The organism is Acinetobacter lwoffii, assembly GCF_029024105.1.
In the GTDB taxonomy this organism is placed as follows: Bacteria; Pseudomonadota; Gammaproteobacteria; order Pseudomonadales; family Moraxellaceae; genus Acinetobacter; species Acinetobacter lwoffii.
Genome location: NZ_CP118963.1, coordinates 1,843,549 through 1,867,932, shown reverse-complemented (window position 1 = coordinate 1,867,932; position 24,384 = coordinate 1,843,549). Strand labels below are relative to the sequence as shown.

Genomic DNA, 24,384 nt, shown 5'->3' with positions numbered 1-24,384 from the left:
TGAGATGAACATGAGCTTGTATGAACAAATTAACGATGAAATTACTTTAATGGATGCAGGCGAACTCAAGTGGATCGGACAGGAATTACCTCTTGAAGCGATGGTTGCAGTTGATTTAATGCTGCAGAATTAGCCGAAGAAAATATCATTAAAGTGCGTCGTAAAAATCATGAAAAGACGACTGGCCTAAAACAGGTTGATCGTATTCTGGTTGAAAAACTTTAAACATAAAGCATGAAAAGTCCCTGATTGGGACTTTTTTATGCCGGATGATTTTTCATCTGACAGGTTGCTTATGAACATCAGATGAGATAAAGCTAGGTTTAGGCCGCTATAAAAATTCAGCGACCACTATCGAAACGACTTAAATTAAAGAAATAAGCCAAAGAAGCGGTTAAACATGAATATACAGCCCCAGATCCAGATCAAATCTCTAGAGCAAATATCACAGCCGGAATGGCTATTTTTATGGCAAGACTATCAACGCTTTTATCAGACGCAAATTTCGGATGAGGTGAGTGAAAATACCTGGGATAAATTAACCAATTATGAATTAGATTCAATATACGGTTTTGCGGCCTTGATTGATGGAAAGGTCGTTGGGATGGTGCATGTCATCGAACATAACAGTAGCTGGACAGTAAGACCTTATGCCTATTTGCAGGATCTATTTACCCATCCTGACTATCGGGGAAAGGGTGTGGCGCGTAAGTTGATTCAACATGTCTATCAGGTTGCACAGCAGCGTAATTGCGACCGGGTTTACTGGCTGACTCAGGAATCAAATCATCAGGCACAAGCGTTGTATAACAAAGTCGCCAAGAAAACTGGATTCATCCAGTACCGTATGGATTAAAGCTCAAAAATTAAAAAAATAACTTACAATTTTATCGTTTCATCACTGCAACAAAACGTTTTATCTTTAGGGCTGTAAACGGTTCCAGATTCTATACACTTAATAACATCCAAAACGTGAGATAAAAACATGAATTTCAAAACATTAGCATTAGGCTTGGCGGTCGCATCTGTAGCAACAGTTTCTATGGCAAAACCAGTGGCCTATACGATTGACCCGACTCATTCAGCAACGGTGTTCTCTTGGAGCCACTTTGGTTTCTCTACACCATCTGCAAACTTCAGTGACATCCAGGGTACGATTAATGTTGATAATGCAAAACCTGCGAATTCTTCGGTCAATGTGAACATCCCGGTTGCAAGCATTAATACGAATGTGAAAGCGCTGGATGACCATATTAAGACAGCAGAATTTTTTGATGCTGCCAAATATCCGAATATCACTTTTAAAAGTACTAAAGTTCAGGCTTTAGGCAAAAACAAATACAAAATCACCGGTAACTTAACCGTAAAAGATGTCACTAAACCTGTGGTACTGGACGCAGTTTTAAATAAACAAGGCGTGCACCCAATGACAAAATTACAAACGATTGGTTTCAATGCAACCACTTCATTTAACCGTTCAGCCTTTGGGGTAGGCGGTTATGTTCCAAATGTGGGCGATAAAATTACAGTGAACATTACTACCGAGGCTTCTGTTCCTGCTCCGAAAAAATGAGCATGACAAATTAAAAAAGCACCCAACTGGGTGCTTTTTTATTACGGTTATTTAAGTTGCAAGTTTTCTAAATAATGCAGCAATACCGAACTGGCGGCCTGTTCAAGCGCGGGCGCATAGCTTTGATGATCCGCCCGTAAGGCGGGAATATTGATCTGGGCTTTGCGTAACTCACAGGTATGTCCAATCAGCCATTTCTCTAAACTTTCACTGGCCACTTCAGCATGGAATTGTAGTGCTAGAATATTCTGTCCTACCCGAAAGGCCTGATTTGGATAAAGATCAGAGCTGGCCAGTAATTCTACCTGTTCAGGTAGGTCAAAGGTATCACCATGCCAATGCAGGACGTCAATATCCTCCAGAGCTTTTAGTGGATTGTTTTCAATAGAAGCAAGACTGAGTTTAGACCAGCCAATTTCCTTCACATCTCCGGGATAGACTTTAGCATTCAATGCAGCAGCAATTAACTGCGCACCTAAACAGATGCCTAAAGTCGGTAAATTCTTTTCCAGTCGAACTTTAAGTAAGTCTATTTCTTGTTGTAAGAAAGGGTAATCCTCAGTTTCATAGACTGCAATCGGGCCACCGAGAATAATTGTTAATCCAGGATGTTTAAAAGCCTTGGTAAGATCATCGATGCCAGCTTCGAAATAACGCACACGTAAGCCGAGCTGATAAAAAATATCTTCCCAAGCACCTAAGTCTTCAAAAGCCAAATGTTGAATGGCATACACGGTATCGGAGAGGTGGGCTAAGTTCAGCATAGTTTTTTGATATCAAGAGAATGATTTAATTTAACGTGAATCAAAAGCAAAATAAAAGGCTTTATGCCCCACATCATGTGCAAAATAGAAAATAATGAACATCGCTGCGCTATCGGCAACTGTGTAAACATTTTCGTGTGATCGCTACATGAAGCAGTTCATTTTTCCTTTTATATAGGAAAGAGAGTAGAGTAAGGCTGCCGTACTGAATAAAAACAACAAGCCTATCAGGATCAAGGATATGCAAAATATACGTTTATATGTCGATAAAAATAGAATCAGCCCTTATGCCATGTCGGTCTATGTTGCCTTAAAAGAAAAGGGTTTAGATTTTCAGGAAATAGTGGTCGATTTAGATCAGCAGCAACAGAAATCTGCGGCTTATCAAGCCATTTGTCCAAGTGCTAAAGTTCCGTGTTTAATAGTAGATAACTTTAGCCTGTTTGAATCATGGGCGATCACTGAATATTTGGAAGATGCCTTTCCAGCACCTAATTATCCAGCCTTATATCCTAAGGAAATTTATGCTAGAGCTAAATGTCGGGCCATACAAGCCTTGGTCAAAACCGATTTTATGCAAATCCGCCAGCAGATGCCTTCCGATTCGGTATTTCATCTAGCAAAAATGTCTATACCTCTTACAGCTTCGATCACTGAAGAAATTCAGCGCTTGGTGAATGTGGCAGAATATATGCTGGAGGACATATGGTTGACTGAACACTGGTCCATTGCAGACTTTGATCTGGCCTTTATGTTGCATCGTTTGCTGAGCCATCAGGTGAAACTTCCTGTGAAAATAATAGAATATGTCGAGCGTAATTTTAAGTGTGCTTCGGTACAGGCCTGGCTGGCAGAACATGAAAAAGCTAAAACTTTAATCTAATGTCGACTGATAAAACAGTTCATAAAAAACCTACTTAAATAGGTAAAATTCAAGCGTAATATGAATCAGAACAAAACTTGAAAAGATGCTGAGGATACAGTCCTCGTTGAATAAGAAGGAGGGAGGGGCCGGTGGGGAATTCACATCATCATGAACATAGTCATGTCGCCGTGACTGCAAAAAATGCCAGAAAATTATCAATAGCGCTGGGATTAACCACCACTTTTTTAATTGTGGAAGTGATTGCTGGTTTTCTAACTCAAAGTTTGGCCTTACTTTCTGATGCTGCGCATATGTTTACCGATGCTGCTGCACTGGCTATCGCTTTAGTCGCTATCAAAATTGGACAAAAACCGGCAGACAATAAACGGACATTTGGTTATCAGCGCTTTGAGATTTTGGCTGCTTTGTTTAACGCCTTAATGCTGTTTGTGGTTGCGATTTATATCTTGTTTGAAGCTTATCAGCGTTTGAGTCATCCACCAGAAATTCAAAGCCTTGGCATGATGATTGTTGCTGTTTTGGGGCTGATCATTAATCTGATTTCCATGAAAATTCTGGTGTCTAGTAGTCAGGAAAGTCTCAATGTCAAAGGTGCTTATCTGGAAGTGCTCAGTGATGCACTGGGATCTGTAGGCGTGATTATTGGAGCACTAGTGATTTATTTCACCGGCTGGATGTGGATAGATACACTCATTGCAGTATTAATCGGATTTTGGGTATTGCCAAGAACCTGGATTTTGCTGAAACAGAGCATCAATATTCTGCTTGAAGGTGTGCCGGAGGAAATTGATATTGAAAAATTACGTCACGATCTTTTGGCGCTTGATGGGGTCCAGGATATTCATCAGCTCAAGGTTTGGGCGATTACTTCCAAAAAAGTCATGCTGACCGTGCATCTGGTTGCACCGAATGTGGATTATCAGAAACTGCGGCATCAGACCTTTGAGATGCTTCACCATGAGCATCATATTACCGAGATGACCTTGCAGATTGAAGCAGAAGATTGCCCGCCGGAACATCGGGGACAATCCTCACATCCGCATTCACATGCTGAAACCCATCAGCATTGAAGTGGAATAATCTAAGCATCGGGAAAGTTGATTATTTTTTTAAAAGTGAACGAATCACATCCAGATAACTTGGCGGAGCATCGACATACTCACGCTCCCTTAACATCTGATGCATTTTCGCCAGCTTTTGATGCGGAACAGAGGCCATCAAATGATGTTCAATATGATAGTTCACATGAATTGGGGCTACAAAAGCACGTGCCAGCCAGTCTGCACGGGTGGTGCGGGTATTGCTAAGGGCGGAATGACTGGTTTCTAGGCCCGCATGCTCAGCCATAGCGCGGATGCGGATGAACAAAGGAAATGGAGTGATATAGGCGAGAGGCCATAATAAATACATTTTAGGATGGCCGCTGGCCCACAGAGCAGAAAAAATTGCTGCATTTGAAATTAACATACCAGAACTATTTTTAAGCAAGTTTTTCGCTAACTCTAAATTGCTGCGATCACCATGCGGAATTGGCTTGGGGTCATTGGAAACACTCCATTCCAGCAATTCCAGATCCATTAATACTCGACCAGCGAGAAATTTAAGCCCCGATTGCCCATTCAGGTCACGGAAGAATTTCCTGAATAGTGAGCTTTGCGTAATGGGAAAGTTTTTTACCAACCCCAAGTCAGGATCATCTGGCTGCGAGGTTTTAGCATGATGTTTCAGGTGATAAGGACGGTATTTGCTGACATCATTCCAGATCGGGCGTGCACAGAGCCAATCAGTCAGATGGGTATTTAACCATTTGGTTTTGAACAGGCTATGGTGCGAGGCATCATGCATCAAAATAGCCATCGCAAGCTGGCGTCCAGCAAGAATAGCCAATGCCAATGCACATATCAGGATTTTTCCCCATGTAGGTAAATATTCCCAGCTATAGGCAACCGTACCAAAGGTCATGACAATTACGGTCCAGGTTGAACCTACTGCCCAGGCACCGTGTAAGTCTGAGGTCGTGGTGAGTTCTTTAATTTCGTCACGACTAAAAAGTTCTGTGACACTGACCTTTCTGTTCATTCTTCTGCCTATATTTAGTTCTTATTGCTTTATTCAATATATTTGGATGAAATATTACAGTCAATTCATTTTTGTGTATAAAAAAGAAATAAATTAGACCCCTTGGTCTTTAAAATAGTGTTGCCATAAAAGTTGTCCCTGTTTTTCTATTTTGCGGACTGCGAGCTCAAATTGTTGTCGAGCCTCGGTATCTATCCATTCTGCAGGAAGCAAAGGGTCAGCACGCAAACTAAATAGGGCAGATTTACCTAAATAAAAAGCACTTTTTGCAGCCTCTGCTAAAGTCAGATTTTGGTAATTTTCAAACCAGTCGTTAATATCATGCTGTACTTGATGATAGGTCTGATGTAGCTCTTCGATATCCCATAAATCACGAATTTCGGTTTCACTTTCCAGTTGACTGACTTGAAAAAAACGTGCGTCAGGATCTAATCCAAACTGGATTACAGCTGTTTTTAATGGACTTAGATTTAGCGTTAAATTATCGGGACGAATAAAAACATTTTGCTCTAGTTCCTGAAAACCATAATAACGTAGCGCTTTTTCCCTTTTAGATAATGCCGTACGGTCTACACGTCCCAAAGTACCGGTATAGACCAGCACATATTTTCCGTTCCATGTAGTCGCCGTTTGCATATCAGGATGTTTGTTTAAGCTGATAAAAGAAGTATCGAATTTTTTCTCTAGCAATTGATACACGCCGCGCTCTACAGCTTGAATGACATTTTCCTGATTTAATCGGGCTACAGCGACACGGATACCATTGTCAGATATACCTAATAATTCAGCAGCAGCTAAGATCCGCTTAATAGACAGGGTGGAGTTTTTAGATGCATATAAAAGATCTAGAATTAGATGACGAGCATTTAATTTATAAGTCATGAAACGATATCGTTATGAAAGGGATTGAAAGTTTTAAAGTTTATCCACAATAGCACTTTGTCATGACTAACCCAAAAAAATTGTCAGGGTAAAAGAGGATGAATAAGTGATTTGAGATATGCATTTTATTAATAAATTTTTTTCAAACACAATAAAAAACCCTTATCTTTCGATAAGGGTTTTTCGTATTCTGGAGCGGGAAAGGAGACTCGAACTCCCGACCCCAACCTTGGCAAGGTTATGCTCTACCAACTGAGCTATTCCCGCAATGAGGTGAATTATAGAGAATTCCACAGCAGTGTCAACTCTCTATAAATCTGTTTGATTAATTAATCAGCACGGCGCCAAACTGTACCTTGACGGGTATCCTCAAGAACAACACCTTGATCAAGTAAAGATTGACGGATTTCGTCTGCGCGTGCGAATTCTTTGGATTTCTTGGCATCCTGACGCTGTTGAATCAAATCTTCAATTTGTTCAGGCGATAGTCCCAATGCTTCTTGACCAATGTCAGATTTGAGGAACTCATCTACATTTTGCTGTACCAGACCGAGAATATTGGTCAGGTGACGTAAAGTTGCGTAGTAGATCGCTGCCTGTTCCGCATTTTCTTCTTTCACGGTACGATTCAGCTCTTTATTGATTTCGAACAATACCGCAATCGCTTCAGGCGTATTGAAATCATCACGCATAGCGGCATTGAAACGCTCAACCAAAGCCTCATCCAGAGTTTCAATCAGATGATCACCATAAACCGCCTGATAGGTTTTAAAAGAATGGTAGAAACGAGACAAGGTATTTTTTGCTTCTTTTAAGGCAACATCCGAGTAATTCACCGGGCTACGATAATGGGAAGAGACAATAAAGTAACGCACCACTTCCGGATGGAATTTTTCAATCACGTCGCGAATGGTGAAGAAATTGCCTAAAGACTTCGACATTTTCTCGCCATCGACATTAATAAATCCGGCATGCATCCAGTAATTGACATACTGTTCACCAGTTGCTGCTTCAGATTGTGCAATTTCATTTTCATGATGCGGGAAGGTTAAATCAGCACCACCGCCATGAATATCGAAATGATTGCCTAGGCAGCAGGTCGACATTGCGGAACATTCAATATGCCAGCCTGGACGGCCATTGCCCCAAGGTGATGCCCATGACGGTTCATTTTCCTTGGCATGTTTCCACAGTACAAAGTCAAATGGATGTTTCTTTTCAACTTCGACATCGACACGTTCAGACGCACCCGCTTGCATATCTTCCAGTTTACGGCCAGAAAGACGACCATATTTGGCAAACTTCTCGACCTCAAAGTAGACATCACCATTATTGGATGGATAAGCCGTACCTTTGTCGACCAGGTTGCTGATCATATCCTGCATCTGATCGATGTAATCTGTGGCTTTAGGTGCTACATCAGGTGCAAGGCAGCCCAGTTTGGCAAAATCCTCATTCATCGCATCAATAAAGCGGCTGGTTAGCTCTGAGATACTTTCGCCATTTTCATTGGCACGTTTAATAATTTTGTCGTCAATATCCGTAATATTACGCACATATTTGACTTTCCAGCCTTGGCTACGCAGGAAACGGATAATATAGTCAAATGCAACCACTGTACGTGCATGTCCAATATGACAGTAGTCATAAACCGTCATACCACAGACATACAGATCAATTTGACCTTCAACACGAGGTACGAATTCTACTTTTTTGCGTTGCTCTGAGTTATATAGAACAAATGGTTGCATAGCTGTTCAAAAGACTTCAAATAAAAGGATGAATCATCTTAACCTAAGCATAATTATTCATAAAGATAAAAGCGTAAAAAGCCTCAGTTATTTAGGGTAGTTAGGCGATGAGAGTGATTTAGAAAGAAGAGGTTCAGGAAGTAAAATGACGATATTGAGCTTACATTTTCAGAGACAGTATCCGTCAGGGTAATTGAGTTAAATTGAAATGAGGATGATTTAGTATGAATCCCATTCATTGAGACGAGAGTGAGGATATTCTAATAAAAAATAAAAATAAGCACATTCTACAGTTTTAAAAATGGAGTGAATGTAGAGGCGGAGATACCAGATTGCGCAAGTTGAATACAATCTGAATATATTAAAAATCCGTCGAATCTTCTACATTTAGAAAGCTTACAATTGCATAGCTATGCTAAAATTGCGAAAATTATGCCCATCAAACCAGAGTTTTTCTCTGTCCTTAGCGTAGGTAAACAGGCTTTGAATCCACAAAAAACAGCGAATCAACTAGATTTCCAGAAAGTCGCACTTGAAACACTGCGCATCGAAGAAAATGCACTACAGATTTTAGCAACACAGATTGATGACCGTTTTAGCCGGGCATGTGAAATTATTCTACAGTGTACTGGCCGTCTGGTGATTACCGGAATGGGCAAGTCAGGTCATATTGGCCGTAAAATGGCGGCGACCTTTGCTTCGACCGGAACTCCCTCATTCTTTATGCATCCAGGTGAAGCTGGTCATGGCGACTTGGGTATGCTGGTGGCTGGTGATGTGCTGATTGCAATTTCAAACTCGGGCAAGAGTGATGAAATCATGATGCTGATGCCACTCATCAAACATCTGGAAATTCCGCTGATTACCATCAGTGGTGATGATCGTGGTCCAATGCCACAAAATGCTGATGTGGCTTTGACGCTAGGTAATATTCAGGAGGCTTGTCCACTGGGTTTAGCGCCGACATCGTCAACGACGGCAACATTGGCTTTGGGTGATGCTTTAGCGGTGGCTTTACTGGATGCTCGCGGCTTTACTTCGGATGATTTTGCACGTTCACATCCTGCAGGTGCATTGGGTAAACGTCTGTTATTGCACGTGAAGCATCTGATGCGTACTGGTACTGATTTACCTAAAGTCTCGCCAGATACCGCCATGAATAAAGTATTGTACGAAATTTCTAACAAGCGCTTGGGCTTAACCACAGTCGTCGATGAAAATGATGTGTTGCTGGGGATTTTTACCGATGGTGACTTGCGTCGCTTGATTGATAAGCAGCAAGGTTTTGATGTCAATCTGGCTATTCAGGACGTGATGACCAAAAATCCGTTGACCATTTCTCAGGAAGCACGTGCAGTGGTGGCACTGGAACGTATGAATGAGCATAAAATTAATCAATTTGTAGTTGTTGATGATGCCAATAAAGTCATTGGTGTGATTAGTATGCATGACCTGATTCAGGCTGGGGTAAATTAATAAATGGCATCTTATGTATTATTAGAGCAGGCACGTCATATTGCAGCACTGGTGCTTGATGTAGATGGTATTTTAAGTGATGGCTTTGTAACGCTGACCAATACTGGCGATGAGATCAAATCCTTTGATATTCGTGATGGTCTGGGCATGAAACTGGTTCAGCAAGCAGGGATCAAGGTGATTATTATCACCGGACGTAAAAGCAATATTGTAGAAAAGCGTATGTCGGATCTGGGTGTTGATCTGGTCTATCAGGGCCGTGAAGATAAAGGTACAGCACTTCGTGAAGCCTGTGCGCAGCTCAACATTGATCCTGAAGATTGCCTGTATATGGGCGATGACTGGCCTGATCTGTCTGCGTTCGCCATTGCCGGCATGAAAGTGACCGTACCTAATGGTCATGTCGAAGTTCGCCGCCGTGCCGATCTCGTGACTCAGGCACAGGGTGGACGTGGTGCGGTGCGTGAAATCTGCGATATGTTGTTAATGTCCAAAGGCATGTACCAAGAGTTACTTGAAAAATATACTCGTGCGCCTTATTAATAAGTCATATCTTTTGGATTAAGTACACCGCTTATGGATACTAAAGTTTTATATATTACGGCTGTGATTATTGCCGCAATAAGTGGTGGTTATTACTATTACAGCGGCAAGGGCAACAAGCTGCAGGCAGACTCTGCGCGCAGCATGACCTATTCCGCTCAAAATATTAACTTAACCCAGACGGATGAAGCAGGCCAGGTGTCGGTTCGTGCCCAAGTGGACCGACTCGAGCAGAACCTGCAGCTAGAAACCTCAAAGCTGGAAAATCTGCGAGCATCGACCTATGACAATGGTAAAGTCGATGCGACTTTCTTTGCCAAAATGGCGCATGGTTATGATGACAATACAAAAGTTGTACTCTCTCAAGAAGTGCTCGCCACCAAAATCATGCAAAATGGAAAAATGCAGTTTCGTACTGAAGAACTGACTGCTTTTCCGAAAACACGTGAAATTGAAACAGACAAGACAGTGATTGTGGAATCTCCACAGGCTGAATTCGTCAGCCAGGGTCTTAAAGCCAATCTTAATGATGGTCAATACGAATTCTTTAATATTCGAGGAAAGTATGAACCAAACTCCTAAAGCCAAAATGATGCACACTTTCCTGAAGCGTATGACGCTGGCGACTGTGGTTGGACTCGGTTCAATCGCTGCTTTTGCACTGCCATCTGACCGTAACCAGCCAATCACTTTGCTGGCTGACCGGGCGACTTTCAATGAGCGGACGGGTGTGACGACGTATTCGGGCAACGTTATCATTGAACAGGGCACCATGAAGCTGCAAGCCAATTCGATTGTGGCCAATCTGAACAATAAGCGTCAGATCAGCCTGATTACAGCGACAGGCAGCCCGGCACAGTTCCAGCAAAAAGTGGATCCGGCCAAAGGTCTTGCCAAAGGTCAGGCGCAGAAAATTGTCTACAATGCTGAAACCGGGATTATTACCTTGTCAGGTAATGCCTTCCTGCAACAGGACGGTGCCAGTATTCGTGGTGCGACTTTAAAATACAGCATGAACAAAGGCGATATCGAAGCTACCGGAACACCAAATAAAACCGGTTCATCGTCTGGCCGTGTACAAATCGTGATTCCACCCTCTAGTTCAACATCCTTCCCGGGAGCGCGTGATTAATGGAGCAATCGCAGCAGGTTCAAACCTTAACCATTAAGCATCTGGCGAAAAACTATAATAAACGCTGGGTAGTGAAAGATGTGTCGTTCAGCATGGAAAGTGGCCAGATTGTTGGGTTGCTGGGACCAAATGGCGCCGGTAAAACCACCAGTTTCTATATGGTGGTCGGTCTGGTGCGGATGGATAAGGGGGAAATCTATCTCGATGATCTAGATCTTTCCGACCTCGCAATGCATGAACGGGCACGTAAGGGAATTGGTTATTTGCCGCAGGAAGCTTCGATTTTCCGAAAACTGACAATTTCCGAAAATATTATGGCGATTCTGGAAACCCGTAAAGATATGACCAAAGCACAACGTCAGCAACGTCTGGCGGAGCTATTGGCAGACTTTAAAATCACTCATATTAAAGATTCTTTGGGCATGAGTGTATCCGGTGGGGAGCGACGTCGTGCCGAGATTGCGCGTGCACTTGCTGCGGACCCAAAATTTATGCTACTCGATGAGCCTTTTGCTGGTGTCGATCCGATTTCGGTTGGAGATATTAAGGATATTATTACGACCTTGAAAAATCGCGGAATTGGTGTACTGATTACCGATCATAACGTGCGTGAAACGCTGGCGATTTGTGAGCATGCTTATATTGTTAGTGAAGGCGCATTGCTTGCTGAAGGTACACCAGAAGAAATCCTGGCGAATGAGACCGTAAGAAAAGTTTATCTGGGTGATGATTTCACTGTTTAAATAATCCTGCTTTATATAAAATCCTGCATCAGACGCCAGTTGTCGGATGCAGGGTTTTTTTTGATCAAATCAAAGTGAAAAAGATTTCTTTTAAAGGGGTTTGATATATTGTTAGACTAAAACAAGAAACATTACATAATTATGCGATTTAGGGAAGAACACTTTAAAAAAAATCAGGGGAAAACAGATCAAAAAAGAAAGAGATTGATACTTCTTCTTTTGCCTTTATCTGTATCTTTGGTGCATGCAGAAAGCTCACCCCATTATTTTGCCAATCTCAAAAATGGCTTGGGTCAGCTGATTGCACCCAAACCACACGATCCGCGCATACCATTGATATCACGTCGCTGGGTCATTATGCATTAGATACATCAAAAGAAGCTGAGCTGCCACAGATTACTCGTTCACAGTCAGGACAGCCAACTTTAAATCCTACGATCACAGCTGGTATTCCACAAAAAATGAATCTGGTGGGAGCCGTACACCGCGCAGTGCAGCGACGTCCTGAAATCACCCAGAGTATTTCGACATTATCTGCGCAGGCAGCGAATATTGATGTAGCGAGAGCGGGTTATTATCCGCAGGTGTCCGGTGGTATCGGGACAGGGGATCTCACTTCCGGTGAACGTGGACGACAAATCGTTTCTTTGAATGCCACCCAGATGCTGTATGACTTTGGCAAAATTAAAACCAATATCAGTGTGGAAGAAGCCCGCTTGGCAGAAGAACAGGCAAGAGTGCTGGTTAGTTTGGATCAGATTGCATTTGAAGTAGCAGATGCAATAGTGAATATCAAACGTTATCAGCAAATCACCCAGATTGCCCAACAGCAGATTCAGGGCATTGGACGGATTGCAGAAATTGCCAATTTGCGTGCCCGCGCCGGAATCAGCAGTCAGGCCGACCCGATTCAGGCCCAGTCCAATCTGGAAGCAGCGCAATCGAATCTGATTGTACAGCAGACCCAGCTCAGACAATATCAACAACGCTTGCGTACCTTGCTAGGATTTGATGTATCCACTGTTGAATGGGATATTCCTGATCGTATTGTGGCACAGGCCGATCTTTATCAGGATCCGGAATTTACCCAGATTCCGAACATGATTCTGGCCCATGCCGGGGTCAATATTGCCCGTTTGCAAAAAGATCAGGCGCGGCTAAGCCCTTATCCGACCATTAGTGTTAAAGGTAGTCTAAGTCAGGCGATGAATGGACGGAATCCAAATAATAATGAAGATGATGGCTTTTATAATTCAGTCATGATTGAAGCCAGCAGTAATTTGTATCAGGGTGGTGCAACGCGTTCACAGACCCGTGCCGCAAGCTATGCCGAAGAAGCTGCACGCGCACAGGTCAATACGGTCTATCTGGATGTGCAGGATCAGGTGCGCTTGATCCGCGAGCAGATTGAAAATAAACAAAAACAAATGGGGGGTTTATCCCAGCGCCGCGCAACCACGGTACGCACCAAAGAGCTGTATCAAGAACAATATAAATTGGGTACCCGAACCGTAGTGGATTTGCTGAATGCAGAGCAAGTCATTCATAGTACCGCGCAGGAAATTGAATCGGCACGCTATGACATTTACTCGGCGATCGTACAGTACATTCAGGTCACGGGCCGTACACGGGATATTTACGCGCTTAACAGCATTTCTATTCAGGGGTTTGAAGTTCAGCCATGAGTACTACAATAATAAATTATCAACCTTGGCTTCAGGCAGTTTTAAATATTGCCCGGCATTACCGGATCGAGCCTTCTGAGGAGCGGATACGCCTGCAACTGGACTGGAACCAGCATCATGACATCGATGACATGCTCAAGATAGTCAGTCGTCAGATGGGTTTAAATGTCCGTAAAAATAAATTTGAGCGCAGCCTGCTGAATCCATGGTGTTTACCTTTACTGGTTGAATTCGGTAGTGGTGATGTGGGGGTGATCGAACGCATCGACACGCAAGGCAATGTCAGCATTCAGCTCAGTGGTGATGAAGGTTTATCTCAAAGCTTTACAGTTGAACAATTAGATACTGGCGTAAAGCATCTTTATGTACTGCGTCCTGAATCTTCAGTTCCAGATGCGCGGGTGGATGAGTATATCAAACCCTTTGAGAAAAACTGGTTCTGGTCAATTGTCCTGAATGACTGGAAGCGTTATATCGATGTGATGTTTGCGTCTTTAATTGCCAATATTTTGGCATTGGCCACGATAGTCTTCTCGATGAATGTCTATGACCGTGTCATTCCATCGCAGTCTATTCCGACGTTATGGGTGTTGGCTGGTGGGGTGCTGATCGCCGCGATTTTCGAGTTTGTTTTACGTGTCTCGCGGATCTATCTGTCAGATATTATTGGTAAACGCGCGGATTTAAAAATTTCTGACCGGGTATTTGGTCATTCATTACGGATTAAAAACAGCGAACGTTCCAAATCAACAGGAACCTTTATTTCACAAATTCGCGAGCTGGAAGGCGTCCGCGAACTGGTGACTTCAACCACAGTTACGGCCATTGCCGATCTGCCATTTTTCTTCCTGTTCTTAGGGATATTCTGGGTCATTGGGGGAAATCTGTTCTGGGTTATGCTGCTGGTGGTACCACTCATGATTCTCCCGGGAATTCTGGCACAGAAAAAACTGGCACAGCTGGCCCAGTTGGGGATGCGTGAATCTGCCATTCGCAATGCCTTGCTGGTAGAAGCCGTACAAGGTATTGAAGACATCAAGCTGTTAAGAGCTGAAACACGTTTCCAGAATCATTGGAATCATATGAATGAAGTGTCAGCCGATGTCAGCATGCAGCAACGTAAAATTGTCGGCTTGATGACCGCCTGGACCCAAAAAATTCAGGGACTGACCTTTGCAATTGTAGTCTTGGTCGGGGCTTTTGCGGTGATGGAGGGTGACATGACCACAGGCGCACTGGTGGCCTGTTCGATTCTATCTTCACGCATGCTGGCACCAATTTCAAAAATTACGGGCGTACTGGGTCGCTTGCAGCAGGCCAAAGTAGCGAAATCCGGTCTGGATGAATTGATGAAAAAACCGGTGGATCAGCCGGACTATTCGCACCTGATTCATCGTCCGGCACTGGATGGGCATTATGAGCTCAACGGTGTGGTGTTTAAATATGGCGATGATGATCCGAAACCGAGTTTGATGATTCCCAAGCTGGAAATCAAGCCCGGGGAGAAAATTGCGATTCTGGGCCGTAATGGTGCAGGAAAGTCGACCTTGTTGCAGCTCTTGTCTGGGATGCAGACACCGCTACAGGGCAAGGTCAAGCTGGATGGTATTGATCTGACCCTGATTGATCCGTCAGATGTACGTCGTGATATGGGCTTGCTGAATCAGAACTCACAGTTATTTTATGGTTCAATTCGTGAAAACCTGACTTTGGGTGCACCCTTGGCCACCGATCAGCAAATTCTGGAAGCCTTACAGATTACCGGTGCACTGGGATTTGTACAGGAGAAAAAAGAAGGGCTGGATCATATCATTTTGGAAGGCGGTGCCGGCTTTTCTGGTGGGCAGCGTCAAGCCTTGTTATTGGCGCGGCTATTGATCCGTCAACCAAAAATTTTACTGCTGGATGAACCGACTGCCGCCATTGATGATGTATCAGAAAAGCAGTTGATTGATTATCTTAAAGGCTATTTAACCCATCGTACGATGATCGTTGCAACTCATCGCCGTGCGGTATTGGAACTAGTGGATCGTATTCTGGTGGTCAATGATGGCAGGATTCTGATGGATGGACCAAGGGATCAGATCCTGAATCAGTCGCAAGGTGGTAATAAGCGGGTTGTGGGAGCAAGTGCATGAGTGAACTACAACAACTAAAACGTTCCAGCAAGGTCAGCTTTCAGGAACCACCCTTACCCAAATCAAGTGTCATCATCTGGATTATTGGCATTGGCCTATTGGTATTGCTGAGCTGGGCATGGTTATTCAAATTGGAAGAAGTGTCTACCGGGACCGGGAAAATAATTCCATCATCCAAAGAGCAGGTGATTCAGTCTCTGGATGGCGATATTCTGACCACACTCAACGTCAAAGAAGGTGAAATTGTCGAGCGTGGGCAAGTATTGGCCCAGCTTGATCCAACCCGCTTTGAATCCAATGTCGGTGAATCAGAATCCTTGCTGGTTTCATCACGTGCCACTTCAGCCCGTTTACGTGCGGAAGTCACCGGCGCACCGTTGGTCTTTCCTGAAGAAGTGTTGAAATACCCCAAATTGGTTAAAGAAGAAACGGCCCTGTATCAGTCGCGTCGAGCCAATTTGCAAGAATCTGTTGCAGGCCTGGAACAGGCTTTGTTACTGGTGCAGCAAGAACTGGAAATGACCGCGCCATTGGTCGCCAAAGGGGCAGCCAGTGAGGTTGAAGTGTTGCGTCTAAAACGTGAAGCCAATGACCTGCGTAATCAGATGAATGATATCCGTAATCAATATTATGTGAATGCGCGGGAAGAATTGTCCAAAGCCAATACTGATGTAGAAACCCAGCAACAGGTGGTACGTGGCAAGTCGGATACTTTGAGCCGAACTGTTTTTAAATCACCGGTTCGCGGTGTCGTCAAAGAGATTGATGTGATGACGCTGGGCGGCGTGATTCCACAAAATGGCAAGTTGATGACCATCGTGCCACTGGATGAAAAATTACTGGTTGAAGCACGAATCTCGCCGCGTGATATTGCCTTTATTCGCCCTGATCAGGAAGCATTGGTTAAAATTACAGCTTATGATTATTCGATCTATGGTGGGTTGAATGGTAAAGTTGCGATGATTTCACCGGATACCTTGCGTGATGAAGTCAAGCAGGATCAATTTTATTATCGGGTGTATATCCGTACCGATAGCGACAAGCTCAGCAATAATGCCGGGCAGGAGTTCAATATTACTCCAGGGATGGTGGCCACCGTGGATATTCGTACTGGTTCAAAAACCGTGATGGATTATCTGATCAAGCCATTTAATAAAGCCAAAGAAGCCTTGCGTGAACGGTAATATTTGCCAAGCAATTGAGTAAAACAATCGATCAAAATCAGGCCTCTCCGTGGAGAGGCTTTTTATTTGTCTGTGCAAAGCGGGTATACTGCAGCAGTGAGAGTTTAAAGCCTGAAGTTATGCCATTTACCATTGCCAGCCTGGTCAGTTTTGAGGAAGACATCAAAAAAAGCCGCTTTCAGGCCTTTGCCACCCCTGTTGAGAATGAGCAGGACGTCAAAGATTTTCTGGAAACTTATCGTGATCCAAGCACCACGCATCAATGCTGGGCCTGGAAAATTGGCCATCAGGTACGCTTTAATGATGATGGTGAACCTTCAGGCACAGCGGGACGCCCGATTCTGGCGACCATTGAAGGCAATGAGCTGACCAATGTGCTGGTACTGGTCAATCGCTGGTATGGCGGGATCAAGCTGGGAACAGGGGGCTTGGTACGTGCCTATGGCGGTTGCGCTGGACAATGTTTGTTGTTGGCAGAAAAAATTGAACTGATTGAAAAGAAGAAGGTGCAATTTTCCTGTCAATTCAATGAATGGGCCATCTTTCAATATGAATTGAATCAGCAGCAAATCGATTATCAGGAAGAATATACAGCCGAAGGGGTGCAGATCAGCGCCTTATTTCAGTTACATCAAATTCAACCTTTTGCCTTAAAAATTCAAGATGTGACCCGCGGCCGTGAACAGCTCAAAATCATAGAAGAAGCGACAGATGACTGACGTAGATCCATTACTGAAATATCGTGAGCAGCATAAACATCGCCTGAATTACATGCCTTGGCTGTACTGGTCTTTAAAGCCAAAAAATCGCGGTTGGGCAGAAGCGTGGCAAAAGGACTATCAGGCTTACTTGATGGAAATGGAAACCGTCGAGATTGGTGAAAACTGTTTTATTTCACCTCTTGCACATATTTTCGCGGAGCCGGGACGCAAAATCATTATTGGTGATAATAGCTTTATTGCTGCAGATTGCACCTTACATGGCCCCCTAGAGATCGGTAATGAAGTGGCGATCAATCATCACTGTATTCTGGATGGTGGCCGGGTGGGGATTAAACTGCATGATCAGGTGCGCATCGCCGCTTATTGTCATCTTTATGCCTTTGATCATGGCATGGATTTGGAGCAGCCGATTTATCAGCAGCCAGTACGTTCGCAAGGCATCGAGATTGGTCGGGATGTGTGGCTCGGTGCGCATGTCGGTATCAAGGACGGAATTAAAATCGCAGATCAGGCCGTGGTGGGAATGAACAGTATGGTGACCAAGGATGTCGAGAAGCGTGCGATTGTCGCCGGTAATCCGGCCCAATTCATTCGCTATCGTGAATAAGCTTTTGGAAGTCAAGTGCTTGATGCAACAGCCTGACTCAGCAGATGGTTCGATATATTGATCTATATTTGTTCACATAAAAGTTAACATATTTCAAGTCAAGCCTTACAGATTTCGCTGCACATTTTTGAATGCTTATGCTAAGTTAAAAATAACTAAGAAATTTTTATCATAAATAGAAGAGAGGCTAAACATGAAACGTGTCATCGCCTGCATCGACTCATCACCATGTATAAACGCGCTGGCTGACGCGGCGGCATGGATTGCCAAACAGACTGGCCGTGAACTGGTCCTGTTACAGGTTTTGGATTATTACCCGGCCAGTTATCATCTGGGGGAAATCAGTGGGGTTATTGGCTTTGAAAGCAATGCCATGTTACTCAAAGAGTTGGCTGAGCTTGAACAAAAACAAAGTGAAATTGCGCTGGATTATAGCAATAACCTGCTGCAACACATTTCCGAGCGGATTCTGGCAGAACATGGTATTCAAACCACACATATTCAGGAAAAAGGTGATTTTCTGGAACAAAGCTTCCAGATCCTGCAGCCTGATGATATCGCAGTAATTGGATTACTCGGTGAACGCTCCGCTGAAAAAAACAAACCGATCGGCACCAATGTCGAAAATTTTATTCGTGGGGCCAATTGTACCGTGATGACTGTCGGAGAACAGTTTAAGCCGCCGACACGATTTATTTTCGCCTATGAATATTCACCGACCTGTATCAAGATGATGAAACGGATTGCGGAAAGTGATCTGCTGCGCTTATTGCAATGTCATCTGTTATATATCGGTGATCATGCTGAAATTCTAAATGAACCTTTGCAATATTTAAATCAGGCCGGTTTAGATGTGGTGCCACAATACCGCTATGGCGATGTCGCAGAAAATATTTTGACCTATCAACAGGAACTCGGGATTCAACTGATCGTGTTGGGTGCATTTAGTCACAGTAAAATTCACCAGTTCTTTTTGGGCAGTATTGCGACCACGATTTTCCGGAATTCCAAAGTACCTTTACTGGTTGCGAAGTAAGGATTGCATAAAATAGCCAAGCGCGAAGTCTAATCGTAAATTGTTACAGCTTGATTTAAAAATGACCAGAGTTATCCTCATATATTGTGGATAACTCTGTGGTTAATATTTATAAGTTAATGTTATTTATAATAAATATGTCATTGGGTGATTTTTGTTCTTCTTGTTTTATTTCACAATCGCGAGTGCAAAACCATCATGTCCTTTGCTGCCAACCGTTTGTAAAGCAGTGCATGACAAGATACGTGGATGATTTTGAAGCGCTTTAAACATGTCACGAATGCCTTCAATACTTGGTTTATTATTGTCCGGATTAATGATCTCGCCAGCACGAATCACATTGTCTAGAAAAATAAGCGTACCTGAGTGGGACAGGTTTAAACTGAGTTCCAGATATTCCGGATAACTCTGTTTGTCTGCATCAATAAAGATGAAATCGAAAGCTTCCGTATCTTCAGGCAGGGCTTTAAGCACATCTGCTGCACGGCCGCATTTCAGTTCGACGGTCTGTTTAAGCTGCGCGCGATCAATATTTTCCTGACCCATCGCTGCATGGGTATCACGTCCTTCAATGGTCAGGATATAGCCATCATCCGGCAAAGCACGTGCCAGCCACATGGTGCTATATGCTGCAAATGTGCCGAGTTCCAGTATACGTTTACATTGGTTCATCTGGATTAGCATCTGCAACAACATGCCTTGGTTCGGTGCCACAGCCAGATGATCAGGAAAACCGTGCGCTGCGGTATTCTCAAGAGTTTGATTCAGAATAGGGTCTTCAGGAATTAAATGTGAATCAATATAGTGATCAATGTCTGTCCACATTTGTTGCATAGTCTTAGCACCTCGATTGCGATGCGTGCATTTTAAACTTTTCGCGGCAGAGCGCAATTTATTGTTCTATAGGTGATGATTTTTTAGGCTCTACAAAGTCCTGCATGAACTTTGTAGAGTGGTTGTCATGACTTAGTAATTACACATCGAGGAATTACGGCCTAAACTCGGTCCCCACGTACGATAACCTTGGGTATCGATGTGGATTTGACCTGAAGCATACATGCCAAGTCCCATATTCAGACTTTGACCATGCTGTACCCAGAACTGACACAATTTGAACTTGGTATTTTCAATATAGCTATAATCTTGTGCCTGCGGATATTCAGGCCCAATTCGGAAATCGATCGCAGAGTTATACAGATGGCGTGAAGAATTGGCACCACCGGCACACTGGTTTAAAGGTAGGTCACGATAGACTGATGTGACTTCAAAATCAGTCAGTACATTGGCTGCAACCAGATATTTAAAAACTTTTAAAGTTGGGATCTGATTGGCCCATAATTCACGGCTTGGAATCATGTATTGGGAACGGCCACACTTGGCCCAATCACGTGCAGTACGCATCAATTCGAAACTTGGAATGATATTGCCAACCCCATGACGTTCCAGAAAAACCTCATATTCACGCACGCGTGACAAATTATCCAGTGCCGATACCCAGTGGGTATACACATAAGGCACAGTTTTTGGGTGGGCTTTACGATCGTATTGAACACGTTCTTGTGGAATGTAAATCCGTTTTCCAGCAGGTGTGGTGGCCTGTCCAGGTTGTTTTGTGGTCGTGGTACAGCCCACAAAAACAAGAGGAATTATACAAAGACTCAATAATCCCTTTAACAAGTTCTTCATTTATAGAAATCAGATATTTACAAAATAGCGCTATTTTAGACTAAATATAGGGAGAAATTTGGAGAATATTGCAATGAAATGTGTGCGTTGAGTATAAAAAAGATCAGCATTTGCTGATCTTTTAAAGTTTAAACTAATTACTTTTCAAGGTATTGTAATTTGTCTGCTTTGCCATTCCATTCTTCACGGTCTGCTGGCTGGTCACCAATTTGTGTGATATTTGGCCATTTTTGTGACAGGTCAGCATTCAGTTCAATAAAGACTTCTTGACCCTCTGGTAATTCGTCTTCAGAGAAAATTGCATTTGCCGGGCATTCAGGTTCGCATAACGCACAGTCGATACATTCGTCCGGGTTAATCACAAGGAAGTTAGGACCTTCATAGAAACAGTCTACAGGGCAAACTTCAACACAGTCTTGATATTTACATTTAATACAATTTTCAGTGACAACGAAGGTCATGGCGACAGCTACCTAAAAAATATGGTTCTAATTACGAATGCTGTATTTTAGGCAAAAACAGGGGGAACTAACAATTCCTTTTATTGATATTTGTTATATATAGGGCTGTTAAATTTGAAAAAAGGTCGCATACCGATGAATTACAGCATTCATCGGTATGTTCAGGACATCGACCCTATGCCAGATGAGGTCTAGGACCGAGAATTAACTTGACTGTTTGATCAGGTCTTTGAGCGCATATAACTGCTGCAAGGCTTCACGCGGAGTTAAACTATCTACATCAATATCTTCGAGTAAGTCCAGTGCAGGCGATTCTTTCTCAATTTCGATGATACGTTCTATAGGCTCCATAACTTCAGGCATTGCAAACAGATCATGCTGCGGGCTCAGTGGCTTGGCCTGATGCTGTTTTTCCAGAATCTTTAAGCGGTTTTGCGCTTCTTTAATCACTGCAGCTGGAATGCCTGCCAGTTTGGCAACCTGCAAGCCATGACTCTGACTGGCCGGGCCATGTTGTACTTTATGCAATAAAATCAGATTGCCATTCAGCTCTTTGGCCGTGACATGGTAGTTGTTAATGCCACTTTCCTTATCCAGTTCAGTCAGTTCGAAATAATGCGTGGCGAATAAACACAAACATTGAATGCGTTTCGTTAGATCTAGCACACAGGCCCAAGCCAGCGACAAGCCATCATAGGTACTGGTTCCACGGCCAACTTCATCCATCAGTACCAAAGAATGACTGGTGGCATGATGCAGGATTTGCGAGGTTTCGGTCATTTCCACCATAAAAGTCGATTTGCCTGTCGATAAATCATCGGCAGAGCCAATACGGGTGAAGACACGATCTACAGGGCCTAGGGTTGCAGCTTGCGCTGGAACATAAGCGCCACAATAAGCCAAGAGTACGATCAATGCAGTCTGGCGCATAAATGTAGATTTACCACCCATATTCGGGCCGGTAATGATGGCCATCCGATGGGAAAAATCCAGTCGCATATCGTTCGGAGTAAAGGCCGATTTACTGAGGGCTTCTACCACCGGATGCCGACCAGCAGTGATACTTACACCAACTTCAGGACTGAATTTTGGACGCGACCAGTTGCGTAAACGCGCCTGATGGGCAAAATTCGCAATCAGATCAATCTGGGCTATGGCGCTGCTCATCATCTGTAAATTGCCGATATCCTGACGCAGTTCATCCAGCAGCATTTCAAACAGCATTTTCTCACGGGCCAAAGCACGCGATTCGCTAGATAAGACTTTGTCTTCAAATGCTTTTAGTTCAGGGGTGATGTAGCGTTCGGCATTTTTCAGGGTTTGCCGGCGAATATAATGCTCGGGTGCTTGTTCGGCCTGTGCGCGGGTCAGTTCAATATAATAGCCACTGACGCGGTTGTAGCCAATTTTCAGTCCCGGAATTCCGCTTTGTTCACGCTCTTTAATTTCCAGATCAATCAGGAACTGGCTGGCATGATCACGAATCTGACGCAATTCATCCAGTTCACTGTCAAAACCTTCGGCAATGACATTACCATCACGAAGCAGGACGGGCGGGTTTTGCACAATGGCGGACATCAGACGTTGATGCAGACCATGGAAGTCGCCTAGCTCTTCATTGAGTTGTACTAAAAGTTTGGACTGTTGCTGACTGACAATCGGTTGCAGGGCATGGCGTAAAAATGGAATTTGCGCACAGGCCTGACGCAGTTGTACCAGATCACGTGGACGGGCACTGCCAAGCGCAATACGGCTCAGCACACGTTCAATATCGCTAATCTCTTTTAGAACCAGACGTACAGGCACTTCGTGGAAACCTTGAAGTAATGCTTGAATGGCATCCAGGCGCTCATCCAGCAGTGCAGTATCGCGTAAAGGTTGCATCAGGGTGCGACTAAGCAGGCGTCCACCCATAGCAGTCTGGCAATCATTGATTAGCTGAAATAAGGACGTCCCATGTTCAAATAAAGGCTCAATCAGCTCCAGATTGCGGCGTGTCACCGGATCCAAAGCAATAAAATCTGAACTTTGTTCTAGCTGAATCGTGCGGATATGCGGTAACGCAGTTTTCTGGGTTTCTTTTGCATAGTGAATCAGTGCCGCAGCCGCTGCTTTAGCCAAAGGTAAATGATCAATGCCGAAACCTGAAAGCGTGCTGACAGCAAACTGGTCGCATAAGGTTTTTTGCGCATTGTTCAGGTTGAAGTCGACATCGGGACGTTTGGTGACCGAGATATCCAGTTGCTGTTTGAGTTGTTCGGTCAATGTTGGATCAGTGATACTTTCATCCAGCAGAATTTCGCTTGGCATCAAACGCGCCAGTTCAATCATGAGCTGGTTAAGATCATAATCCTGCTGCTGGACTTTAAATAGGCCGGCGCTGAGATCGAGAAGTGCAATGCCAATCTGATTCTGTTGAATACACAAAGCCACCAGATTCGAGCTTTGATGTGCACCGAGCATGGCATCATCGGTCAGGGTGCCCGGCGTAATAATCCGAACTACACCACGCTCAACCGGTCCTTTGCCAGTGACTTCACCGATCTGCTCGCAGATCACCACGGTTTCGCCTTTTTTGACCAGACGTGCCAGATAACCTTCGGCTGCATGATAAGGCACGCCCGCCATAGGAATTGGCTGACCATTGGCTTTACCACGATGGGTCAGGGTAATGCCTAAAATCTTGGCTGCCTTGTGTGCATCTTCAAAGAACAGTTCATAAAAATCACCCATACGATAAAACATCAAAGAATGCGGATGCTGCATTTTCACCGACATGTATTGCTGCATCATGGGCGTTAAGGTAGAAAGATCAGCCATAATTTCTGAACTGGTCATTAAAAATAAATCCTTTCAACAAGAGATAAATGCAAATACTGCTCAATAGGCTATGCAGGAAAATTTAAAGCACATTTTCAATCAGGCCAATCCAACATGGTTGAGCACAGGAGATCGAAAATGTGAAATGAATCTGCTGATTCAATTCAGCTTTAAAGCTGTATTGCAGCAAGTCTATCAAATTTAATTTTTAGAAAG

Annotated in this window: 22 protein-coding genes, 1 tRNA gene and 2 pseudogenes; 16 read left to right on the top strand and 9 right to left on the bottom strand. The window is 43.7% G+C overall.

Annotated features, from left to right (window positions below):
• Positions 1-10: 10 nt before the first annotated feature.
• The 3 genes and pseudogenes from PYW33_RS09015 to PYW33_RS09005 all read left to right on the top strand — a co-directional run bounded on the left by PYW33_RS09015 (position 11) and on the right by PYW33_RS09005 (position 1,573).
• A pseudogene (locus tag PYW33_RS09015) lies at positions 11-225 on the top strand (hypothetical protein).
• Between the two features lie 175 nt (positions 226-400).
• Positions 401-856, top strand: a complete 456-nt coding sequence (locus PYW33_RS09010) for a GNAT family N-acetyltransferase (RefSeq protein ID WP_004646668.1) — start codon at positions 401-403, stop codon at positions 854-856.
• Positions 857-985: 129 nt separating this feature from the next.
• Complete coding sequence (locus PYW33_RS09005) at positions 986-1,573, top strand: YceI family protein (protein ID WP_004646669.1); 588 nt, start codon at positions 986-988, stop codon at positions 1,571-1,573.
• 47 nt (positions 1,574-1,620) lie between these two features.
• Here the strand turns inward: PYW33_RS09005 and PYW33_RS09000 are convergent, their stop codons facing one another.
• Entirely contained in the window at positions 1,621-2,337 is a 717-nt protein-coding gene (locus PYW33_RS09000) for a glutamine amidotransferase (RefSeq protein WP_004646670.1), read from the bottom strand.
• Between the two features lie 241 nt (positions 2,338-2,578).
• Here PYW33_RS09000 and yfcF point away from each other — a divergent pair, with 241 nt between their 5' ends.
• Both yfcF and PYW33_RS08990 read left to right on the top strand, forming a co-directional pair.
• Positions 2,579-3,220 carry a glutathione transferase gene (yfcF, locus tag PYW33_RS08995; protein ID WP_004646671.1) on the top strand — a complete coding sequence of 214 codons (642 nt, stop codon included), beginning with the start codon at positions 2,579-2,581 and terminating at the stop codon, positions 3,218-3,220.
• 131 nt (positions 3,221-3,351) lie between these two features.
• Positions 3,352-4,293 (top strand): cation diffusion facilitator family transporter, encoded by a 942-nt coding sequence (locus PYW33_RS08990; protein WP_004646672.1) that lies wholly within the window; start codon positions 3,352-3,354, stop codon positions 4,291-4,293.
• 31 nt (positions 4,294-4,324) lie between these two features.
• On the opposite strand, the gene PYW33_RS08985 is transcribed toward PYW33_RS08990, so the two are convergent.
• The 4 genes from PYW33_RS08985 to cysS form a co-directional block, all read right to left on the bottom strand.
• Positions 4,325-5,302 carry a fatty acid desaturase family protein gene (locus PYW33_RS08985; protein WP_004646674.1) on the bottom strand — a complete coding sequence of 326 codons (978 nt, stop codon included), beginning with the start codon at positions 5,300-5,302 and terminating at the stop codon, positions 4,325-4,327.
• A 93-nt stretch (positions 5,303-5,395) separates the two neighbouring features.
• Complete coding sequence (locus PYW33_RS08980; protein ID WP_004646675.1) at positions 5,396-6,184, bottom strand: PaaX family transcriptional regulator C-terminal domain-containing protein; 789 nt, start codon at positions 6,182-6,184, stop codon at positions 5,396-5,398.
• Positions 6,185-6,375: 191 nt separating this feature from the next.
• Positions 6,376-6,451 (bottom strand) — tRNA-Gly (locus PYW33_RS08975).
• A gap of 62 nt (positions 6,452-6,513) precedes the next feature.
• Positions 6,514-7,935: a cysteine--tRNA ligase gene (gene cysS, locus PYW33_RS08970; protein WP_004646676.1), complete on the bottom strand. Its 1,422-nt coding sequence runs from the start codon at positions 7,933-7,935 to the stop codon at positions 6,514-6,516.
• Positions 7,936-8,367: 432 nt separating this feature from the next.
• On the opposite strand from cysS, the gene PYW33_RS08965 reads away from it, so the two are divergent.
• From PYW33_RS08965 to PYW33_RS08915, 11 genes and pseudogenes are all read left to right on the top strand, one after another.
• Positions 8,368-9,411 carry a KpsF/GutQ family sugar-phosphate isomerase gene (locus tag PYW33_RS08965; RefSeq protein WP_004646677.1) on the top strand — a complete coding sequence of 348 codons (1,044 nt, stop codon included), beginning with the start codon at positions 8,368-8,370 and terminating at the stop codon, positions 9,409-9,411.
• Between the two features lie 3 nt (positions 9,412-9,414).
• The gene (locus PYW33_RS08960) at positions 9,415-9,954 is read left to right on the top strand and encodes a KdsC family phosphatase (RefSeq protein ID WP_004279958.1); all 540 of its coding nucleotides are present in this window, start codon (positions 9,415-9,417) and stop codon (positions 9,952-9,954) included.
• 33 nt (positions 9,955-9,987) lie between these two features.
• Positions 9,988-10,536 (top strand): LPS export ABC transporter periplasmic protein LptC, encoded by a 549-nt coding sequence (gene lptC, locus PYW33_RS08955; RefSeq protein ID WP_004646678.1) that lies wholly within the window; start codon positions 9,988-9,990, stop codon positions 10,534-10,536.
• Positions 10,520-11,086 (top strand): lipopolysaccharide transport periplasmic protein LptA, encoded by a 567-nt coding sequence (gene lptA / locus PYW33_RS08950; RefSeq protein WP_004646679.1) that lies wholly within the window; start codon positions 10,520-10,522, stop codon positions 11,084-11,086. Before lptC ends, lptA begins: the two co-directional genes overlap by 17 nt.
• The gene (gene lptB, locus PYW33_RS08945) at positions 11,086-11,829 is read left to right on the top strand and encodes an LPS export ABC transporter ATP-binding protein (RefSeq protein ID WP_004646680.1); all 744 of its coding nucleotides are present in this window, start codon (positions 11,086-11,088) and stop codon (positions 11,827-11,829) included. The genes lptA and lptB overlap by 1 nt, the downstream gene beginning before the upstream one ends.
• Positions 11,830-12,048: 219 nt before the next feature.
• Positions 12,049-13,514: pseudogene (locus PYW33_RS08940) on the top strand (TolC family outer membrane protein).
• Positions 13,511-15,652, top strand: coding sequence for a type I secretion system permease/ATPase (locus PYW33_RS08935; protein WP_004646682.1), 2,142 nt, complete (start codon positions 13,511-13,513; stop codon positions 15,650-15,652). The pseudogene PYW33_RS08940 and the gene PYW33_RS08935 overlap by 4 nt, the downstream one beginning before the upstream one ends.
• Complete coding sequence (locus PYW33_RS08930; protein WP_004646683.1) at positions 15,649-16,836, top strand: beta-barrel domain-containing protein; 1,188 nt, start codon at positions 15,649-15,651, stop codon at positions 16,834-16,836. The genes PYW33_RS08935 and PYW33_RS08930 overlap by 4 nt, the downstream gene beginning before the upstream one ends.
• 119 nt (positions 16,837-16,955) lie before the next feature.
• Positions 16,956-17,555, top strand: a complete 600-nt coding sequence (locus tag PYW33_RS08925) for an IMPACT family protein (RefSeq protein ID WP_004646684.1) — start codon at positions 16,956-16,958, stop codon at positions 17,553-17,555.
• Positions 17,548-18,165 (top strand): DapH/DapD/GlmU-related protein, encoded by a 618-nt coding sequence (locus PYW33_RS08920; RefSeq protein WP_004279945.1) that lies wholly within the window; start codon positions 17,548-17,550, stop codon positions 18,163-18,165. Before PYW33_RS08925 ends, PYW33_RS08920 begins: the two co-directional genes overlap by 8 nt.
• A 193-nt stretch (positions 18,166-18,358) precedes the next feature.
• Positions 18,359-19,201 (top strand): universal stress protein, encoded by an 843-nt coding sequence (locus tag PYW33_RS08915; protein WP_004279943.1) that lies wholly within the window; start codon positions 18,359-18,361, stop codon positions 19,199-19,201.
• 168 nt (positions 19,202-19,369) lie between these two features.
• Here the strand turns inward: PYW33_RS08915 and PYW33_RS08910 are convergent, their stop codons facing one another.
• From PYW33_RS08910 to mutS, 4 genes are all read right to left on the bottom strand, one after another.
• Positions 19,370-20,035 (bottom strand): O-methyltransferase, encoded by a 666-nt coding sequence (locus PYW33_RS08910; RefSeq protein WP_004646686.1) that lies wholly within the window; start codon positions 20,033-20,035, stop codon positions 19,370-19,372.
• Positions 20,036-20,167: 132 nt separating this feature from the next.
• Positions 20,168-20,887 carry a D-Ala-D-Ala carboxypeptidase family metallohydrolase gene (locus PYW33_RS08905; protein WP_004279938.1) on the bottom strand — a complete coding sequence of 240 codons (720 nt, stop codon included), beginning with the start codon at positions 20,885-20,887 and terminating at the stop codon, positions 20,168-20,170.
• 137 nt (positions 20,888-21,024) lie between these two features.
• On the bottom strand, positions 21,025-21,348 hold the full coding sequence (gene fdxA / locus PYW33_RS08900) for a ferredoxin FdxA (RefSeq protein ID WP_004279936.1): 324 nt from the start codon (positions 21,346-21,348) through the stop codon (positions 21,025-21,027).
• A 204-nt stretch (positions 21,349-21,552) separates the two neighbouring features.
• A complete protein-coding gene (gene mutS / locus PYW33_RS08895; RefSeq protein WP_004646687.1) occupies positions 21,553-24,186 on the bottom strand; it encodes a DNA mismatch repair protein MutS in 2,634 nt (877 codons plus the stop codon).
• Positions 24,187-24,384: the final 198 nt, after the last annotated feature.

Excerpts from the sequence above, each read along its gene's own strand:
- PYW33_RS08915 (WP_004279943.1), top strand. The coding sequence starts at position 18,359 with ATGAAACGTGTCATCGCCTGCATCGACTCATCACCATGTATAAACGCG.
- fdxA (WP_004279936.1), bottom strand. The coding sequence starts at position 21,348 with ATGACCTTCGTTGTCACTGAAAATTGTATTAAATGTAAATATCAAGAC.
- PYW33_RS08960 (WP_004279958.1), top strand. The coding sequence starts at position 9,415 with ATGGCATCTTATGTATTATTAGAGCAGGCACGTCATATTGCAGCACTG.
- yfcF (WP_004646671.1), top strand. The coding sequence starts at position 2,579 with ATGCAAAATATACGTTTATATGTCGATAAAAATAGAATCAGCCCTTAT.
- PYW33_RS08925 (WP_004646684.1), top strand. The coding sequence starts at position 16,956 with ATGCCATTTACCATTGCCAGCCTGGTCAGTTTTGAGGAAGACATCAAA.
- PYW33_RS08935 (WP_004646682.1), top strand. The coding sequence starts at position 13,511 with ATGAGTACTACAATAATAAATTATCAACCTTGGCTTCAGGCAGTTTTA.
- cysS (WP_004646676.1), bottom strand. The coding sequence starts at position 7,935 with ATGCAACCATTTGTTCTATATAACTCAGAGCAACGCAAAAAAGTAGAA.
- PYW33_RS08920 (WP_004279945.1), top strand. The coding sequence starts at position 17,548 with ATGACTGACGTAGATCCATTACTGAAATATCGTGAGCAGCATAAACAT.
- lptA (WP_004646679.1), top strand. The coding sequence starts at position 10,520 with ATGAACCAAACTCCTAAAGCCAAAATGATGCACACTTTCCTGAAGCGT.
- PYW33_RS08985 (WP_004646674.1), bottom strand. The coding sequence starts at position 5,302 with ATGAACAGAAAGGTCAGTGTCACAGAACTTTTTAGTCGTGACGAAATT.
- PYW33_RS08910 (WP_004646686.1), bottom strand. The coding sequence starts at position 20,035 with ATGCAACAAATGTGGACAGACATTGATCACTATATTGATTCACATTTA.
- lptB (WP_004646680.1), top strand. The coding sequence starts at position 11,086 with ATGGAGCAATCGCAGCAGGTTCAAACCTTAACCATTAAGCATCTGGCG.
- PYW33_RS09000 (WP_004646670.1), bottom strand. The coding sequence starts at position 2,337 with ATGCTGAACTTAGCCCACCTCTCCGATACCGTGTATGCCATTCAACAT.
- PYW33_RS08905 (WP_004279938.1), bottom strand. The coding sequence starts at position 20,887 with ATGAAGAACTTGTTAAAGGGATTATTGAGTCTTTGTATAATTCCTCTT.
- lptC (WP_004646678.1), top strand. The coding sequence starts at position 9,988 with ATGGATACTAAAGTTTTATATATTACGGCTGTGATTATTGCCGCAATA.
- PYW33_RS08930 (WP_004646683.1), top strand. The coding sequence starts at position 15,649 with ATGAGTGAACTACAACAACTAAAACGTTCCAGCAAGGTCAGCTTTCAG.
- PYW33_RS09010 (WP_004646668.1), top strand. The coding sequence starts at position 401 with ATGAATATACAGCCCCAGATCCAGATCAAATCTCTAGAGCAAATATCA.
- mutS (WP_004646687.1), bottom strand. The coding sequence starts at position 24,186 with ATGACCAGTTCAGAAATTATGGCTGATCTTTCTACCTTAACGCCCATG.
- PYW33_RS08965 (WP_004646677.1), top strand. The coding sequence starts at position 8,368 with ATGCCCATCAAACCAGAGTTTTTCTCTGTCCTTAGCGTAGGTAAACAG.
- PYW33_RS09005 (WP_004646669.1), top strand. The coding sequence starts at position 986 with ATGAATTTCAAAACATTAGCATTAGGCTTGGCGGTCGCATCTGTAGCA.
- PYW33_RS08980 (WP_004646675.1), bottom strand. The coding sequence starts at position 6,184 with ATGACTTATAAATTAAATGCTCGTCATCTAATTCTAGATCTTTTATAT.